12 protein-coding genes are annotated in these 15607 nt (G+C 57.8%); 1 reads left to right on the top strand and 11 read right to left on the bottom strand.

The genetic code is table 11. The annotated features are described in order from the left end of the window. Positions 1 to 238 precede the first annotated feature (238 nt). From sucD to sdhC, 9 genes are all read right to left on the bottom strand, one after another. Positions 239 to 1120, bottom strand: coding sequence for a succinate--CoA ligase subunit alpha (sucD, locus tag HBO19_RS04920; RefSeq protein ID WP_057438865.1), 882 nt, complete (start codon positions 1118 to 1120; stop codon positions 239 to 241). Next, on the bottom strand, positions 1120 to 2286 hold the full coding sequence (gene sucC, locus HBO19_RS04915; RefSeq protein ID WP_003233235.1) for an ADP-forming succinate--CoA ligase subunit beta: 1167 nt from the start codon (positions 2284 to 2286) through the stop codon (positions 1120 to 1122). Before sucC ends, sucD begins: the two co-directional genes overlap by 1 nt. A 202-nt stretch (positions 2287 to 2488) precedes the next feature. Next, entirely contained in the window at positions 2489 to 3925 is a 1437-nt protein-coding gene (gene lpdA, locus HBO19_RS04910) for a dihydrolipoyl dehydrogenase (RefSeq protein WP_169956478.1), read from the bottom strand. A 99-nt stretch (positions 3926 to 4024) separates the two neighbouring features. Further along, on the bottom strand, positions 4025 to 5251 hold the full coding sequence (odhB, locus tag HBO19_RS04905; protein ID WP_170056980.1) for a 2-oxoglutarate dehydrogenase complex dihydrolipoyllysine-residue succinyltransferase: 1227 nt from the start codon (positions 5249 to 5251) through the stop codon (positions 4025 to 4027). Positions 5252 to 5295: 44 nt separating this feature from the next. Continuing rightward, a complete protein-coding gene (locus HBO19_RS04900) occupies positions 5296 to 8127 on the bottom strand; it encodes a 2-oxoglutarate dehydrogenase E1 component (RefSeq protein ID WP_169956474.1) in 2832 nt (943 codons plus the stop codon). Between the two features lie 260 nt (positions 8128 to 8387). Continuing rightward, on the bottom strand, positions 8388 to 9092 hold the full coding sequence (locus HBO19_RS04895) for a succinate dehydrogenase iron-sulfur subunit (protein WP_169956472.1): 705 nt from the start codon (positions 9090 to 9092) through the stop codon (positions 8388 to 8390). 11 nt (positions 9093 to 9103) lie between these two features. Next, positions 9104 to 10876: a succinate dehydrogenase flavoprotein subunit gene (sdhA, locus tag HBO19_RS04890; protein ID WP_076963916.1), complete on the bottom strand. Its 1773-nt coding sequence runs from the start codon at positions 10874 to 10876 to the stop codon at positions 9104 to 9106. A 3-nt stretch (positions 10877 to 10879) separates the two neighbouring features. Further along, entirely contained in the window at positions 10880 to 11248 is a 369-nt protein-coding gene (sdhD, locus tag HBO19_RS04885; protein WP_029292670.1) for a succinate dehydrogenase, hydrophobic membrane anchor protein, read from the bottom strand. Beyond that, positions 11242 to 11616 (bottom strand): succinate dehydrogenase, cytochrome b556 subunit, encoded by a 375-nt coding sequence (sdhC, locus tag HBO19_RS04880; protein ID WP_003172804.1) that lies wholly within the window; start codon positions 11614 to 11616, stop codon positions 11242 to 11244. The genes sdhD and sdhC overlap by 7 nt, the downstream gene beginning before the upstream one ends. A gap of 364 nt (positions 11617 to 11980) precedes the next feature. On the opposite strand from sdhC, the gene gltA reads away from it, so the two are divergent. Continuing rightward, positions 11981 to 13270 (top strand): citrate synthase, encoded by a 1290-nt coding sequence (gene gltA / locus HBO19_RS04875; protein ID WP_003222994.1) that lies wholly within the window; start codon positions 11981 to 11983, stop codon positions 13268 to 13270. A gap of 244 nt (positions 13271 to 13514) precedes the next feature. On the opposite strand, the gene HBO19_RS04870 is transcribed toward gltA, so the two are convergent. Both HBO19_RS04870 and HBO19_RS04865 read right to left on the bottom strand, forming a co-directional pair. Beyond that, on the bottom strand, positions 13515 to 15173 hold the full coding sequence (locus tag HBO19_RS04870; protein ID WP_133714242.1) for a cation acetate symporter: 1659 nt from the start codon (positions 15171 to 15173) through the stop codon (positions 13515 to 13517). Beyond that, a complete protein-coding gene (locus HBO19_RS04865; RefSeq protein WP_029292656.1) occupies positions 15170 to 15481 on the bottom strand; it encodes a DUF485 domain-containing protein in 312 nt (103 codons plus the stop codon). Before HBO19_RS04865 ends, HBO19_RS04870 begins: the two co-directional genes overlap by 4 nt. Between the last annotated feature and the right edge of the window lie 126 nt (positions 15482 to 15607).

Below are 15607 nucleotides of genomic sequence, written 5' to 3'. Positions count from 1 at the left end.
CGGACTGTCCGATAAGCGACATGTTGATGTCGCGTTTTCATACTTAACTTGGTAATACAAACAAATGTGGGAGCGGGCTTGCTCGCGAATGCGGTGGGTCAGCACCGAATGTATCAACTGATACACCGCATTCGCGAGCAAGCCCGCTCCCACATTTTGATCTTCAGCAACCTGCAGAATGCACAAAGGCCACCCGAAGGTGGCCTTTGTGTGGTGAAGCGTCAGTTAAGCGCGAGGCTTACTTGATCGCCCAGCCAGTCAGCTCGGACAAAGCCTTGCCGATGTCTGCCAGCGAACGCACGGTTTTTACGCCTGCGTCTTCCAGGGCAGCAAACTTCTCGTCCGCAGTGCCTTTGCCGCCAGAGATGATTGCACCAGCATGGCCCATGCGCTTGCCCGCAGGGGCAGTCACACCAGCGATGTAGGAAACAACCGGCTTGGTCACGTGTGCCTTGATGTAGGCAGCCGCTTCTTCTTCAGCCGAACCGCCGATCTCACCGATCATTACGATCGCTTCGGTCTTCGGGTCTTCCTGGAACAGTTTCAGGATGTCGATGAAGTTCGAGCCTGGGATCGGGTCACCGCCGATGCCGACGCAAGTCGACTGACCGAAACCGGCGTCAGTGGTCTGCTTCACAGCTTCGTAGGTCAGGGTGCCGGAACGGGAAACGATACCGACTTTGCCTGGCAAGTGAATGTGACCTGGCATGATGCCGATCTTGCATTCGCCTGGAGTGATCACGCCTGGGCAGTTAGGGCCGATCAGGGTAACACCCAGCTCGTCGCACTTAACTTTAGCGTCCAGCATGTCCAGGGTAGGAATGCCTTCGGTGATGCAAACGATCAGCTTGATGCCGCCGAATGCTGCTTCCAGGATGGAATCCTTGCAGAAAGGAGCTGGAACGTAGATCACGCTGGCGGTGGCGCCAGTTTGAGCAACAGCTTCTTTCACGGTGTTGAACACTGGCAGGCCCAGGTGCTCGGTGCCGCCTTTGCCCGGAGTGACGCCACCGACCATCTTGGTGCCGTATTCGAGGGCTTGCTGGGTGTGGAAGCTACCTTGCGAACCGGTAATACCCTGGCAGATAACTTTGGTGTCTTTATTGATCAGGACGCTCATTATTTGCCCTCCGCAGCTTTGACAACTTGTTGAGCAGCGTCGGTCAGGCTGGTAGCAGCGATGATGTTCAAACCGCTTTCTGCCAGTACTTTAGCGCCCAGTTCAGCGTTGTTACCTTCAAGGCGTACAACAACCGGGATTTTCACGCCGACTTCTTTCACTGCACCGATGATGCCTTCGGCAATCATGTCGCAACGAACGATGCCGCCGAAGATGTTGACCAGTACTGCAGCGACGTTGGAGTCGGACAGGATGATCTTGAACGCTTCGGTAACGCGTTCTTTGGTAGCACCGCCGCCTACGTCGAGGAAGTTGGCTGGCTTGCCGCCATGCAGGTTGACGATGTCCATGGTACCCATGGCCAGGCCAGCACCGTTGACCATGCAACCGATGTTACCTTCCAGGGCTACGTAGTTCAGTTCGAACTTGGCAGCGTGCGCTTCGCGCGGATCGTCTTGCGACGGATCGTGGAAAGTCTTCAGCTTAGGCTGACGGTACATGGCGTTGGCGTCGATGTTGATCTTGGCATCGAGGCAATGCAGATCGCCGTCAGCCTTGATCACCAGCGGGTTCACTTCCAGCAGGGCCAGATCGTGATCCTGGAACAGTTTGGCCAGACCTACGAAGATCTTGGCGAACTGGGCAACTTGCTTGCCTTCCAGGCCCAGCTGGAAAGCCAGCTCGCGACCCTGGAATGGCTGAGCGCCAACCAGTGGGTCGATAGTGGCTTTCAGAATTTTTTCTGGGGTTTCGTGAGCGATCTTCTCGATGTCCACGCCACCTTCGGTGGAAGCCATGAACACGATGCGACGGCTCGAACGGTCAACGACAGCGCCCAGGTACAGCTCTTTAGCGATATCAGTGCACGACTCAACCAGGATCTTGGTGACTGGCTGGCCATTGGCGTCAGTCTGGTAAGTCACCAGACGCTTGCCCAGCCACTGCTGTGCGAAGGCCTTGGCGTCTTCTTTGCTGCGAACCAGCTTAACGCCGCCCGCTTTACCGCGACCACCAGCGTGGACCTGGGCTTTGACAACCCATTCAGTGCCGCCGATTTTGTCGCAAGCTTCTGCTGCTGCTTCCGGGGTGTCTACTGCGTAGCCCTTGGAAACTGGCAGGCCGTACTCAGCGAACAGCTGCTTACCCTGATACTCGTGAAGATTCATGCTTTTTACCGTCTTCGTTAGGTACTGCGCATTCGGCGCTGCGCTCATTATGAGTGCCGCGCCACCTGTGACTGCTGCTTGCCCAACTTCGCCGCCCTAGGGCCGGCAAAGCTGCGCAAGACTGCGTCCAGCGGATATTCCGCGGTGAGTCTTGCGCGCAAGGCTCACGACGGGCAACCGCCGTGGTTTCTTATTATCTCGCTTAGCGCTTCTTCTTGTTGGCAATGTGGATGGCATGGCCATTCACTGCCAACGCGGCTTCGTGCAGCGCTTCAGACAGGGTCGGATGGGAGAAAACCATCATGCCGATGTCTTCGGCGCTGGTGCCGAATTCCATACCGATAGCGCCCTGCTGAACCAGTTCTGCTGCGCCTGGGCCAATTACGTGGACACCCAGTACGCGGTCAGTCTTGGCATCAGCGATGACTTTGACAAAACCGCCAGTGTCGTTCGCTGCCATGGCACGGCCAGAAGCGGCAAACGGGAAGGTGCCGACGTTAACTTCAACGCCTTCAGCTTTCAACTGCTGTTCGTTCTTGCCGACCCATGCAATTTCCGGGTGGGTGTAGATAACCGAAGGGATCAGGTCGTAGTTCATCTGGGTCTTGTGACCCTTGATGCGCTCAACCACCATGATGCCTTCTTCGGATGCCTTGTGTGCCAGCATCATGCCGCGAACCACGTCACCGATGGCATAGACGCCAGGCACGGTGGTAGCGCAGTGATCGTCGACGTGGACAAAACCACGCTCGTCGATGGTCACGCCGCTGTCAGAGGCCAGCAGATCAGCGGTCACTGGACGGCGACCAACGGCAACGATCAGCTTGTCGAAAGTGATGGTCTGTTCGCCATCCTTGTCGGTGTAGGTCACGACAACTTCTTCGCCGTTGACTTTCGAACCGGTCACGCGTGCGCCCAGCTTGATGTCCAGACCTTGTTTGGTCAGGGTTTTCAGCGCTTCTTTGGACACCGCGGTGTCGGCAGCCAGCAGGAACGTGTCCAGGGCTTCCAGCACGGTCACTTGCGAACCCAGGCGGGACCAGACCGAACCCAGCTCCAGGCCGATTACGCCAGCGCCAATCACGCCCAGGCGTTTCGGTACCGATTGGAATTCCAGGGCGCCGGTCGAATCAACGATCACGTTCTGATCAACAGGAGCCGGTGGAATGTCGATTGGACGCGAACCTGGAGCCAGGATCACGTTCTCGGCTTCGATGATTTCGGTCGAACCGTCTGGCTTGGTGATTTCAACTTTCTTGCCGGCCAGCAGTTTGCCGTGACCTTGCAGGGAAGTGACGCCATTGGCCTTGAACAGGGTAGCAACGCCAGAGGTCAGGCCTTTGACGATGTTGGCCTTGCGGCCGACCATTGCTGGCACGTCCATGGTCACGCCAGCGTGGTTGATGCCGTGGATGGCAAAACCGTCCTGGGCTTCGTGGAATTTCCAGGAGCTGTCCAGCAGCGCCTTGGAAGGAATGCAACCGACGTTCAGGCAGGTACCGCCCAGGGCCAGTTTGCCTTCCTTGTCAGTGTATTTTTCGATGCACGCAGTCGAGAAGCCCAGTTGTGCGGCCTTGATGGCGGCCACGTAGCCGCCAGGGCCCGCACCGATCACTACAACGTCAAATTTCTGTGTCATGAAAATAGATCCTCTATTTGCGACAAGCTTTTAGCTCCAAGCTGCAAGCCAAGCTGATTTTTCCTACAGCTTGTAGCCCGCAACTTGAAGCTGCTTCTATCAGATATCCAGGAGCAGGCGAGCCGGGTCTTCCAGCAGATTCTTGATGGTCACCAGGAACGTAACGGCTTCCTTACCATCGATCAGGCGGTGATCGTAGGACAGCGCCAGGTACATCATCGGACGGATCACGACCTGGCCGTTGATGGCCATCGGACGCTGGATGATGTTGTGCATGCCCAGGATCGCAGCTTGCGGCGGGTTGACGATCGGGGTCGACATCATCGAACCGAAAGTACCACCGTTAGTGATCGTGAAGGTACCGCCGGTCATCTCGTCGATGGTCAGCTTGCCGTCACGGGCTTTCTTGCCGAAGCCAGCGATGCCGCCTTCGATTTCAGCCAGGCTCATCAGTTCGGCGTTACGCAGGACCGGAACCACCAGGCCACGGTCGCTGGAGACGGCAACGCCGACGTCTGCATAACCGTGGTAAACGATGTCGCTGCCGTCGATGGAAGCGTTGACTGCCGGGAAACGCTTCAGCGCTTCGGTGGCCGCTTTCACGAAGAACGACATGAAGCCCAGGCGCACGCCGTTGTGGGACTTCTCGAACAGATCCTTGTACTTCGAACGCAGGGCCATGACTTCAGTCATGTCGACTTCGTTGAAAGTGGTCAGCATCGCCATGTTCGACTGTGCTTCAACCAGGCGCTTGGCCACGGTGGCACGCACACGGGTCATTGGCACGCGCTTCTCGGTGCGGTCGCCAGCGGCGAACACAGGCGCAGCGGCAGCCGGGGCAGCAGCCTTGGCAGGTGCGGCAGCCGGAGCGTTTTTCTTGGCTTCAACAGCAGCAACCACGTCTTCCTTGGTCACACGGCCGTCTTTGCCAGTGCCTTTGATGGAAGCCAGGTTGATGCCGTTTTCTTCAGCCAGCTGACGCGCAGCCGGTGCAGCGATTGGATCTTCACCACCAGCAGCCGGAGCGGCAGCAGCAGGTGCAGCAGCCGGAGCAGCAGCAGCGGCGGCTGGAGCGGCGGCGGCAGCGCTGCCCGCTTCGATCGAGCCCAGTACCTGGTTGGACAGGACGGTTGCACCTTCTTCGGCAACGATGGCGCCCAGGACGCCGTCGGCTTCGGCCAACACTTCCAGGACGACTTTGTCAGTCTCGATGTCGACGATCAGGTCGTCACGCTTGACGGCCTCGCCTGGTTTCTTGTGCCAGGTGGCAACGGTGCCATCGGCAACCGATTCCGGGAATGACGGGGCTTTGATTTCGATAGCCATTATCTGTGGGTCCTTAAAATTCGGTTTCAGTCAGCGCGAAGGCGTTAAACAGTGAAAGCATCTTGCAGCAGTTTTTCCTGCTGCTCGGCGTGCATCGACGCATAACCACACGCAGGTGCAGCAGAAGCATCACGACCGGCATACTCCAGGCCCAGGGCCTTGTTGTGGTTGCCGATGCTGCGACGCAGGTGATGCTGGCTGCTGTACCACGCGCCCTGGTTCATCGGTTCTTCCTGACACCACACCACATGGGTGAGGTTGGTGTAAGGCGCAATGGCCTCCATCAGGTCATCTTCCGGGAACGGGTAAAGCTGCTCGATACGCACGATGGCGATGTCTTCGCGGCCTTCGGCACGACGTTTTTCCAGCAAGTCGTAGTAAACCTTGCCGCTGCACAGGATCAGGCGAGTGACCTTGGCTGCATCCAGGGTGTCGATTTCCGGAATAACGGTCTGGAACGAACCATCGGCCAGATCTTCCAGGGTCGAGATGGCCAATTTGTGACGCAACAGCGATTTCGGAGTCAGCACTACCAGCGGCTTGCGCAGCGGGCGGATCACCTGGCGACGCAGCAAGTGGTAGATCTGGGCCGGGGTAGTCGGTACGCACACCTGGATATTGTGCTCAGCGCACAACTGCAGGTAACGCTCCAGACGGGCCGAGGAGTGCTCCGGACCCTGACCTTCATAACCGTGTGGCAGCAACATGGTCAGACCGCACAGACGGCCCCACTTGTGCTCGCCGCTGGTGATGAACTGGTCGATAACCACCTGGGCACCGTTGGCGAAGTCGCCGAACTGGGCTTCCCAGATCACCAGCGCGTTAGGCGTGGTGGTCGAGTAACCGTATTCGAACGCCAGTACGGCTTCTTCGGACAGGAACGAATCGTACAGGTCGAAACGTGGCTGGCCTTCATACAAGTGCTGCAACGGGATGTAGGTGCCCGCGTCTTTCTGGTTGTGCAATACCGCGTGACGGTGCGAGAACGTACCACGGCCGATGTCCTGGCCGGTCATGCGGATCGGGTGACCTTCGAACGCCAGGGTCGCGTACGCCATGGTTTCAGCGTAACCCCAGTTGATCGGCAGGCCGCCGGCTTGCATCTTCTGACGGTCTTCGTAGATCTTCGCAACCTGGCGCTGTACCACGAAGCCTTCCGGGATTTCCAGCAGCTTGGCGGACAGTTCCTGCAGGGTTTTCAGATCGAACGAAGTGTCGTGGCGCGCAGTCCAGGCGTGGCCCAGGTATGGACGCCAGTCCACGAACAGCTCTTTGTTCGGCTCTTTGACCAGGCTTTTTACTACATGCAGACCGTTGTCCAGCGCGTTGCGGTATTCATCGATTTTCGCCTGAACACGCGCCTCATCCAGCACGCCGGCCTTGGTCAGGCTTTCGGCGTACAGCTCACGGGTGGTGCGCTGCTTGGAGATCTGCTGGTACATCAACGGCTGGGTGCCGCTAGGCTCATCCGCTTCGTTGTGACCGCGACGGCGGTAGCAAACCAGGTCGATGACCACGTCACGCTTGAACTGCATGCGGTAGTCAATGGCCAGTTGGGTCACGAACAATACGGCTTCCGGATCATCCCCATTCACATGGAGGATCGGCGCCTGGATCATCTTGGCAACGTCGGTCGCGTACTCGGTAGAGCGTGCGTCCAGCGGGTTGCTGATGGTGAAACCCACCTGGTTGTTGATGACGATGTGAATGGTACCGCCGGTCTTGAAGCCGCGAGTCTGCGACATCTGGAACGTTTCCAGGACCACGCCTTGACCGGCGAATGCCGCGTCACCGTGGATGGAAATCGGCAGAACCTTCTCACCGGTGGAGTCGTTGCGACGATCCTGGCGAGCACGTACCGAACCCTCGACCACTGGAGAAACGATTTCCAGGTGGGATGGGTTGAACGCCATGGCCAGGTGGACTTCACCACCGGTGGTCATCACGTTGGACGAGAAGCCCTGGTGGTATTTAACGTCACCGGAACCCAGCTCGACCTTCTTCTTGCCTTCGAACTCGTCGAACAGCTCGCGCGGGTTCTTGCCGAAGGTGTTGACCAACACGTTCAGGCGACCACGGTGAGCCATGCCGATCACGATTTCCTTGGTGCCGTAGGAACCGGAACGCTGGATCAGCTCGTCAAGCATCGGAATCAGGCTCTCGCCGCCTTCCAGACCGAAACGCTTGGTGCCCGGGTATTTGGTGCCCAGGTATTTTTCAAGGCCTTCGGCAGCGGTGACGCGCTCAAGCAGGTGGCCACGTACATCGGCAGACAGCACCGGACGGCCACGCACGCCTTCCAGGCGATGCTGGAACCAGTGGCGCTGCTCGGAATCGGTGATGTGCGTAAATTCAGCGCCGATGGTGCGGCAATATGTCTGCTGCAACGCTTCGTGAATTTCGCGTAGGCTCGCTTCCTCTTTGCCGATGAACAGGTCGCCGGCACGGAAAATCGTATCAAGATCGGCATTGGTCAAGCCGTAGTGATTGATCGACAGGTCTGCAGGTGCAGGACGCTGCCACAGCCCCAGCGGATCAAGCTGGGCTGCCTGGTGGCCACGCATACGGTAGGCCTGGATCAGTCGCAATACTTCAACTTGCTTCTTCTCGTGCTCACTGCTCACGCTCCCGGCGGAAACCGGTTGGGCGCGGCGCTGGTTCTTTGCCAGCAGCACAAATTGATCGCGAATTGTTGCATGCGATACATCGGTGGCAGCGTTGCCGTCTGAAGACAACGTCTGAAATTTGGTGCGCCATTCTTCTGGCACAGCGTTAGGGTCGTGCAGGTAGAGCTCATAAAGCTCTTCCACATAGGCAGCGTTACCACCTGAAAGATAGCCGCTGTTCCACATGCGCTGCATCACGCTTTCTTGCATGCTTGGTCACCCTCGATTTGGGGACACCACCGGCGAAAACACCGAGTTTGCTTGCAAAAGGCCAAGTGCAGCGACCAAAACAAGCCACTTAGGATCACGCTGATAGTTCGGGTACCAACCCGAATGCCCCTGCTTGTCTCATTTCTTCAAAATAAGAGCTGCGGCTTTGTAAGTCGCTGCTCAAGTTAAAACTACGGCGCCGGTTGAAGCCTGCGCCGTAGCATTTACGGGCACAACGGTCCTGCTTTTACTACAACGTCTTACACGCCGCTTTGCAGCAGCATGTTACGGATGTGACCAATGGCCTTAGTCGGGTTCAGGCCTTTGGGACATACGTTGACGCAGTTCATGATCCCGCGGCAGCGGAATACGCTGAACGGGTCATCCAGTGAAGCCAGACGCTCGGACGTCTTGGTGTCACGGCTGTCTGCCAGGAAGCGATAGGCTTGCAGCAGTGCAGCTGGACCCAGGAACTTGTCCGGGTTCCACCAGAAGGACGGGCAAGAAGTCGAGCAGCAAGCGCACAGGATGCACTCGTACAGACCGTCGAGCTTCTCGCGCTCTTCCGGGGACTGCAGACGCTCGATGGCCGGAGCCGGCGTGTCGTTCTGCAGGAATGGCTTCACCTTCTCGTATTGCTTGTAGAAGATGCTCATATCGACGACCAGGTCACGGATAACCGGCAAACCTGGCAGTGGACGTACAACAAGCTTGTTCTTCTTGACCACGGCCGACAGCGGCGTGACACAAGCCAGGCCGTTTTTGCCGTTGATGTTCATGCCGTCGGAGCCGCAGACACCTTCACGGCAAGAGCGACGATAGGAGAAACCTTCGTCCTGCTCTTTGATCAGGGCCAGCACATCCAGCACCATCAGGTCTTTACCACCGGTATCGACCTCAAATTCCTGCATGAACGGCGCAGCGTCCTGATCAGGGTTGTAGCGATAAACACTGACTTTCAACATGGCAGCCACCCTTAGTAAGTCCGAATCTTCGGTTCAAACGTCGGAACCGTCTTCGGCGAGAAGTTCACGGCACGCTTGGTTACGCGCTTGTCACCCGGGAAGTACAGGGTGTGGCACAACCAGTTTTCGTCATCGCGATCTTCAAAGTCTTCACGAGCGTGGGCACCACGGGATTCTTTACGAACCTCGGCGGCAATCGCAGTCGCTTCAGCCACTTCCAGCAGGTTTTGCAGCTCAAGGGCTTCGATACGAGCGGTGTTGAACGCCTGGCTCTTATCGTTGATCTTGACGTTGGCAATCCGCTTGCGCAGGTCAGCCAGCTGGGCAATACCCTTCTGCATGTATTCGCCAGTACGGAATACACCGAAGTAGTTCTGCATGCAGCTTTGCAGCTCGCGACGCAGGGTTGCTACGTCTTCGCCATCAGTGCGCTCGTTCAGCGCGTTCAGGCGTGCCAGGGCAGCTTCGATATTGGCGTCGGTCGCGTCATCGTATTCGATGCCGTCGGTCAGGGCTTTTTCCAGGTGCAGGCCGGCAGCGCGGCCGAATACCACCAGGTCGAGCAGCGAGTTGCCGCCCAGACGGTTGGCACCGTGAACCGATACGCAAGCCACTTCGCCTACAGCGAACAGACCATGGATGATCTCGTCCACGCCTTCGGCGTTCTGGGTGATCGCCTGGCCATGAATGTTGGTCGGCACGCCGCCCATCATATAGTGGCAAGTTGGAACTACTGGTACTGGAGCAACTACCGGGTCAACGTGTGCGAAAGTCTTGGACAGTTCGCAGATACCTGGCAGGCGGCTGTGCAGCACTTCTTCGCCCAGGTGATCGAGCTTGAGCATCACGTGGTCGCCGTTCGGGCCGCAACCGTTGCCGGCGATGATTTCTTTAACCATCGAACGGGCAACCACATCACGACCGGCAAGGTCCTTGGCGTTCGGAGCATAACGCTCCATGAAACGCTCGCCGTGCTTGTTGATCAGGTAACCGCCTTCACCACGGCAGCCTTCTGTAACCAGTACACCGGCGCCGGCGATGCCGGTTGGGTGGAACTGCCACATTTCGATGTCTTGTACCGGAACGCCTGCACGCAGGGCCATGCCAACGCCGTCGCCGGTGTTGATCAGGGCGTTGGTGGTCGAAGCGTAGATACGACCTGCACCGCCAGTCGCCAGAACGGTAGCCTTGGCGCGGATGTAGGTGGTTTCACCGGTTTCGATGCAGATAGCGATCACGCCGACGAATGCGCCGTCCTGGTTCTTCACCAGGTCAACTGCGTAGTACTCGTTCAGGAACGTGGTGCCGGCTTTCAGGTTGCCCTGATAAAGGGTGTGCAGCAGTGCGTGACCGGTACGGTCGGATGCCGCGCAGGTACGGGCAGCCTGGCCGCCTTTACCGTAATCCTTGGACTGGCCGCCGAACGGACGCTGGTAGATACGCCCCTGTTCGGTGCGGGAGAACGGCAGACCCATGTGGTCCAGCTCGAATACCGCAGCCGGGCCTTCCTGACACATGTACTCGATAGCGTCCTGGTCACCGATATAGTCGGACCCCTTGACGGTATCGTACATGTGCCAGCGCCAGTCATCGTTCGGATCCGCAGAAGCGATGGCGCAGGTGATGCCACCCTGGGCCGATACGGTGTGGGAACGGGTCGGGAACACCTTGGTGATCACGGCTGTCTTGTGACCGCCCTGGGCCAGCTGCAGTGCAGCGCGCATGCCGGCGCCGCCACCACCAATAATGATGGCGTCAAAAGAAATCGTTGGAATGTTAGCCATGAATCAGATACCCCAGAGAATCTGCACACCCCAGACGAAGTAAGCGAACATCGCGACGCCGCATACTGCCTGGAAAAGGAAACGTACTGCAGTCGCGGACTTGCCCAGCGCCATCGGCGTCAGGTAGTCGGTCGCGATGGTCCACATGCCGACCCAGGCGTGAGCGCCCAGGGCCACAAGGGCGAGCAGACTGAAGATACGCATCCCGTTGTGGGAGAACAGACCGTGCCATTGGGCGTAGCCAATGCCAGGGTTTGCAACGAGGTACCCGATCAGGAAAATGAAATAAGCCGCGAGAACGACCGCAGACACTCGTTGTGCCATCCAGTCATAGAGGCCCGAACGCGAAAGGTTCGTAACGCTGGTTACCATATCCAAACTCCTGCCAGAACGATCAGCACCACGGAAATGGCGATGATGATTTTCGAGCCCAGGCGGCCGCCTTCCAGCGTCTCACCGATGCCCATGTCCATGATCAAGTGGCGCACACCGGCTACCAGGTGATACAGCAGAGCGGACAGGAGGCCCCATGCTACGAACTTGGCCAGCGGGCTGGTCAAGCATGCCTTCACCTCGGCGTATCCTTCCTCGGAACCCAGGGATTTGCTCAATGCATAAAGCATGATGCCCAAGCCCAGGAACAGGATGATGCCGGAAACACGGTGCAGGAACGACGTAACGCCGGTGATGGGGAGTTTGATGGTCCTTAGGTCTAGGTTTACAGGTCGTTGGCTATTCACGGCTTTTTTTCACACTGAAGAGCCCCTAACAATCAGGGCAAAGTTGTTGGGGAGTGCACTGGTCAGGTAAGCACCACCCAGGGAGTGCGACCCCCAATGAAAGCAAGCCCAAAAGCCCTTGGCGGTCGGTGGCCGAGTATAGACAGTTAGGCTACTAATGACAACGCGCGCTCCTCACCCTAATAGCTGATTGCGCTGACGGGATAAAAGGCGTAAACGGCAGGCAATTTCGAGGAAAAAGTACGGTTAAAGCCTTCTGGGGCAAGACTTTAGGCAAATTGACATCTGGATTTATATCAATATAGTGGTGCGGGCCCTGCGTGGGGGGTCTGTCTGATGATTTGAAGCATAAATAGGAGGCCACATGGCTGACAAAAAAGCGCAGTTGATCATCGAGGGCGCAGCCCCCGTCGAGCTGCCCATTTTAACCGGCACCGTTGGTCCCGATGTTATCGACGTACGGGGCCTGACGGCCACGGGCCGTTTCACTTTCGACCCAGGCTTCATGTCGACCGCTTCTTGCGAGTCGAAGATTACCTATATCGATGGCGATAATGGCATTTTGCTACATCGCGGCTACCCGATCGAACAACTGGCCGAGAAATCGGACTACCTGGAAACCTGCTACCTGCTGCTAAATGGCGAATTGCCAACAGCCGAGCAAAAGGCCCAGTTTGTCAGCACCGTGAAGAACCACACCATGGTTCACGAGCAGTTGAAGACCTTCTTCAACGGCTTCCGTCGCGACGCCCACCCGATGGCCGTCATGTGCGGTGTAGTCGGCGCCCTGTCGGCCTTCTATCACGACTCCCTGGACATCAATAACCCGCAGCATCGCGAAATCTCCGCGATCCGCCTGGTTGCGAAGATGCCCACCCTGGCCGCAATGGTTTACAAGTACTCCATGGGCCAGCCCATGATGTACCCGCGCAACGACCTGACGTACGCGGAAAACTTCCTGCACATGATGTTCAACACCCCGTGCGAGATCAAACCGATCAGCCCGGTGCTGGCCAAGGCCATGGACCGGATCTTCATCCTCCATGCCGACCACGAACAGAACGCCTCGACGTCCACCGTGCGCCTGGCAGGCTCCTCGGGTGCCAATCCGTTCGCCTGTATCGCCGCCGGCATCGCCGCACTGTGGGGCCCTGCCCACGGCGGTGCGAACGAAGCCGTATTGACCATGCTCGATGAAATCGGCGATGTGTCCAACATCGACAAGTTCATCGCCAAGGCCAAGGACAAGAACGATCCGTTCAAGCTGATGGGCTTCGGCCACCGGGTCTACAAGAACCGCGACCCGCGCGCCACCGTCATGAAGCAGACCTGCGACGAAGTGCTGAAGGAACTGGGCATCAACAACGATCCGCAACTCGAACTGGCCATGCGCCTGGAAGAGATCGCACTGACCGACCCGTACTTCATCGAGCGCTCGCTGTACCCGAACGTCGACTTCTACTCGGGGATCATCCTCAAGGCGATCGGCATTCCAACCAGCATGTTCACCGTGATCTTCGCCCTGGCGCGGACCGTGGGCTGGATCTCCCACTGGAAAGAAATGCTCTCCAGCCCGTACAAGATTGGCCGCCCGCGCCAGCTGTACACCGGCTACGAGTCGCGTGACATTACCAAGCTGGAAGACCGCAAGTAAGCATTCAACTGCTTAGCTGCATTGAGAACGGCCTCCCTTAGTGGAGGCCGTTTTTGTTTGTGCTGCCTGACAGGCCGCTTTCGCGAGTAAGCCCGCTCCCACAGTTGACCACATTTCAAAGGATGAACGCGGTCAACTGTGGGAGCGGGCTTGCTCGCGAAAGCAATAGCCCAGGCAACACAGAACCCCAGGCAAAAAAATACCCCGGCCTTTCGACCGGGGCATTTCTTATTGAGCTACAAGCTTAGTGGTTAACCGCCCCGCTCGCCCCCAGACCAGTCTGCGAACGCACAAACTGCGGGAAGTACAGCGCACGCTCTTTCACCGCCGCCGCCGACTTGTCGGTGATGGAGAAGAACCAGATACCCACGAACGCGATGATCATCGAGAACAGCGCCGGGTATTCGTACGGGAAGATCGCTTTTTCATGGTGCAGGATCGAGACCCAGATGGTTGGCCCCAGGATCATCAAGCCAACAGCGCTGACCAGGCCCAGCCAGCCGCCAATCATCGCGCCACGGGTGGTGAGGTTCTTCCAGTACATGGAAAGCAGCAACACCGGGAAGTTACAGCTGGCAGCAATGGAGAACGCCAGGCCGACCATGAACGCAATGTTCTGGCTTTCGAACAGGATACCCAAGCCAATCGCCAGGACTGCCAGGGCGATGGTGGTGATCTTCGACACGCGAATCTCATCCTTCTCGTTGGCCTTGCCCTTCTTGATCACGCTGGCATACAGGTCATGGGACACCGCCGAAGCACCGGCCAGGGTCAAACCGGCAACCACCGCGAGGATGGTGGCAAACGCCACGGCCGAGATGAAGCCCAGGAAGATACTGCCGCCCACCGCGTTGGCTAGGTGCACCGCCGCCATGTTGTTACCGCCCAACAGAGCGCCTGCTGCATCCTTGAACGCCGGGTTGGTGCTGACCAGCAGAATCGCGCCGAAGCCGATGATAAAGGTCAGGATATAGAAGTAGCCGATGAAGCCTGTGGCATACAGCACGCTCTTGCGGGCTTCTTTAGCGTCACTCACGGTGAAGAAGCGCATCAGGATATGTGGCAGGCCAGCGGTACCGAACATCAGGGCCAGGCCCAGGGAGAACGCCGAGATCGGATCTTTCACCAGGCCGCCAGGACTCATGATCGCCTCACCTTTAGGGTGAACCTTGATCGCCTCGGAGAACAGCATGTTGAAGTCGAAGTTGACGTGCTTCATCACCATCAGCGCCATGAACGAGGCACCGGACAGCAGCAGCACTGCCTTGATGATCTGCACCCAGGTGGTGGCCAGCATGCCGCCGAACAACACATAAAGGCACATCAAGATACCCACCAGGATCACCGCCACATGGTAATCAAGGCCGAACAGCAGTTGGATCAGCTTGCCCGCGCCGACCATCTGCGCGATCAGGTAGAACGCCACCACCACCAGCGAACCGCAAGCCGACAGGCTGCGGATCTGGGTTTGCCCGAGGCGGTAGGACGCCACGTCGGCAAACGTGTACTTGCCCAGGTTACGCAGGCGCTCGGCGATCAGGAACAGAATGATCGGCCAGCCCACCAGGAAGCCGATCGAGTAGATCAGGCCATCGTAGCCAGAGGTGAACACCAGCGCGGAAATCCCCAGGAAGGACGCCGCCGACATGTAGTCGCCAGCGATCGCCAGGCCGTTCTGGAAACCGGTGATCTTGCCACCAGCGGCATAGTAGTCGGCCGCCGAGTTGTTACGTTTGGACGCCCAGTAGGTAATGCACAATGTTGCGCCGACAAAGGCGACAAACATCAGGATCGCCGCAATGTTCAGCGGTTGCTTGTGCACTTCACCGGTCAATGCGTCCGCCGCCCAAACGGCAGGAGCAAAAAGCGAAGCGCCGAATACAGCCAATAGACGACGGATCATTGCGCAGCCTCCTTGAGAATCGCATTGTTCAGGTCGTCGAATTCGCCATTGGCGCGTCGCACGTAGATGCCTGTGAGAACGAAGGCCGAGACAATCAGCCCGACCCCGATAGGGATTCCCCAGGTTATGGACGATTCAGGACTGATCTTGGCGCCCAGGACTTGCGGTCCATAGGCGATCAACAGGATGAATCCGGAGTACAGCCCAAGCATGATCGCCGAGAGAATCCAGGCGAACTTTTCCCTTTTTCTCACCAGCTCCTTGAAGCGCGGGCTGTTTTGAATCGAGAGGTAAATGCTGTCGTTCATTGTTTTTATCCTCGCAGCACAGCTTTTTTATTATTGGAACGTATCCACTGTATGCGGCTGCAGGACAGGTTCCAGACGACCTTAGTCTTAGAACCAGTGTAGCGAGGGTTTGGCAGGGGCCAGAAA

Source organism: Pseudomonas sp. WS 5021 (assembly GCF_012985535.1).
Classification (GTDB): Bacteria; Pseudomonadota; Gammaproteobacteria; order Pseudomonadales; family Pseudomonadaceae; genus Aquipseudomonas.
Note: the sequence above shows the minus strand (reverse complement) of the source record. Positions and strands in the feature narration are given on the sequence as shown.

Bases quoted from the DNA above. Each gene is read 5' to 3' on its own strand.
- lpdA (WP_169956478.1), bottom strand. From the start codon at position 3,925: ATGACACAGAAATTTGACGTTGTAGTGATCGGTGCGGGCCCTGGCGGC.
- HBO19_RS04870 (WP_133714242.1), bottom strand. From the start codon at position 15,173: ATGATCCGTCGTCTATTGGCTGTATTCGGCGCTTCGCTTTTTGCTCCT.
- sdhA (WP_076963916.1), bottom strand. From the start codon at position 10,876: ATGGCTAACATTCCAACGATTTCTTTTGACGCCATCATTATTGGTGGT.
- gltA (WP_003222994.1), top strand. From the start codon at position 11,981: ATGGCTGACAAAAAAGCGCAGTTGATCATCGAGGGCGCAGCCCCCGTC.
- HBO19_RS04865 (WP_029292656.1), bottom strand. From the start codon at position 15,481: ATGAACGACAGCATTTACCTCTCGATTCAAAACAGCCCGCGCTTCAAG.
- odhB (WP_170056980.1), bottom strand. From the start codon at position 5,251: ATGGCTATCGAAATCAAAGCCCCGTCATTCCCGGAATCGGTTGCCGAT.
- sucC (WP_003233235.1), bottom strand. From the start codon at position 2,286: ATGAATCTTCACGAGTATCAGGGTAAGCAGCTGTTCGCTGAGTACGGC.
- sucD (WP_057438865.1), bottom strand. From the start codon at position 1,120: ATGAGCGTCCTGATCAATAAAGACACCAAAGTTATCTGCCAGGGTATT.
- HBO19_RS04900 (WP_169956474.1), bottom strand. From the start codon at position 8,127: ATGCAAGAAAGCGTGATGCAGCGCATGTGGAACAGCGGCTATCTTTCA.
- HBO19_RS04895 (WP_169956472.1), bottom strand. From the start codon at position 9,092: ATGTTGAAAGTCAGTGTTTATCGCTACAACCCTGATCAGGACGCTGCG.
- sdhD (WP_029292670.1), bottom strand. From the start codon at position 11,248: ATGGTAACCAGCGTTACGAACCTTTCGCGTTCGGGCCTCTATGACTGG.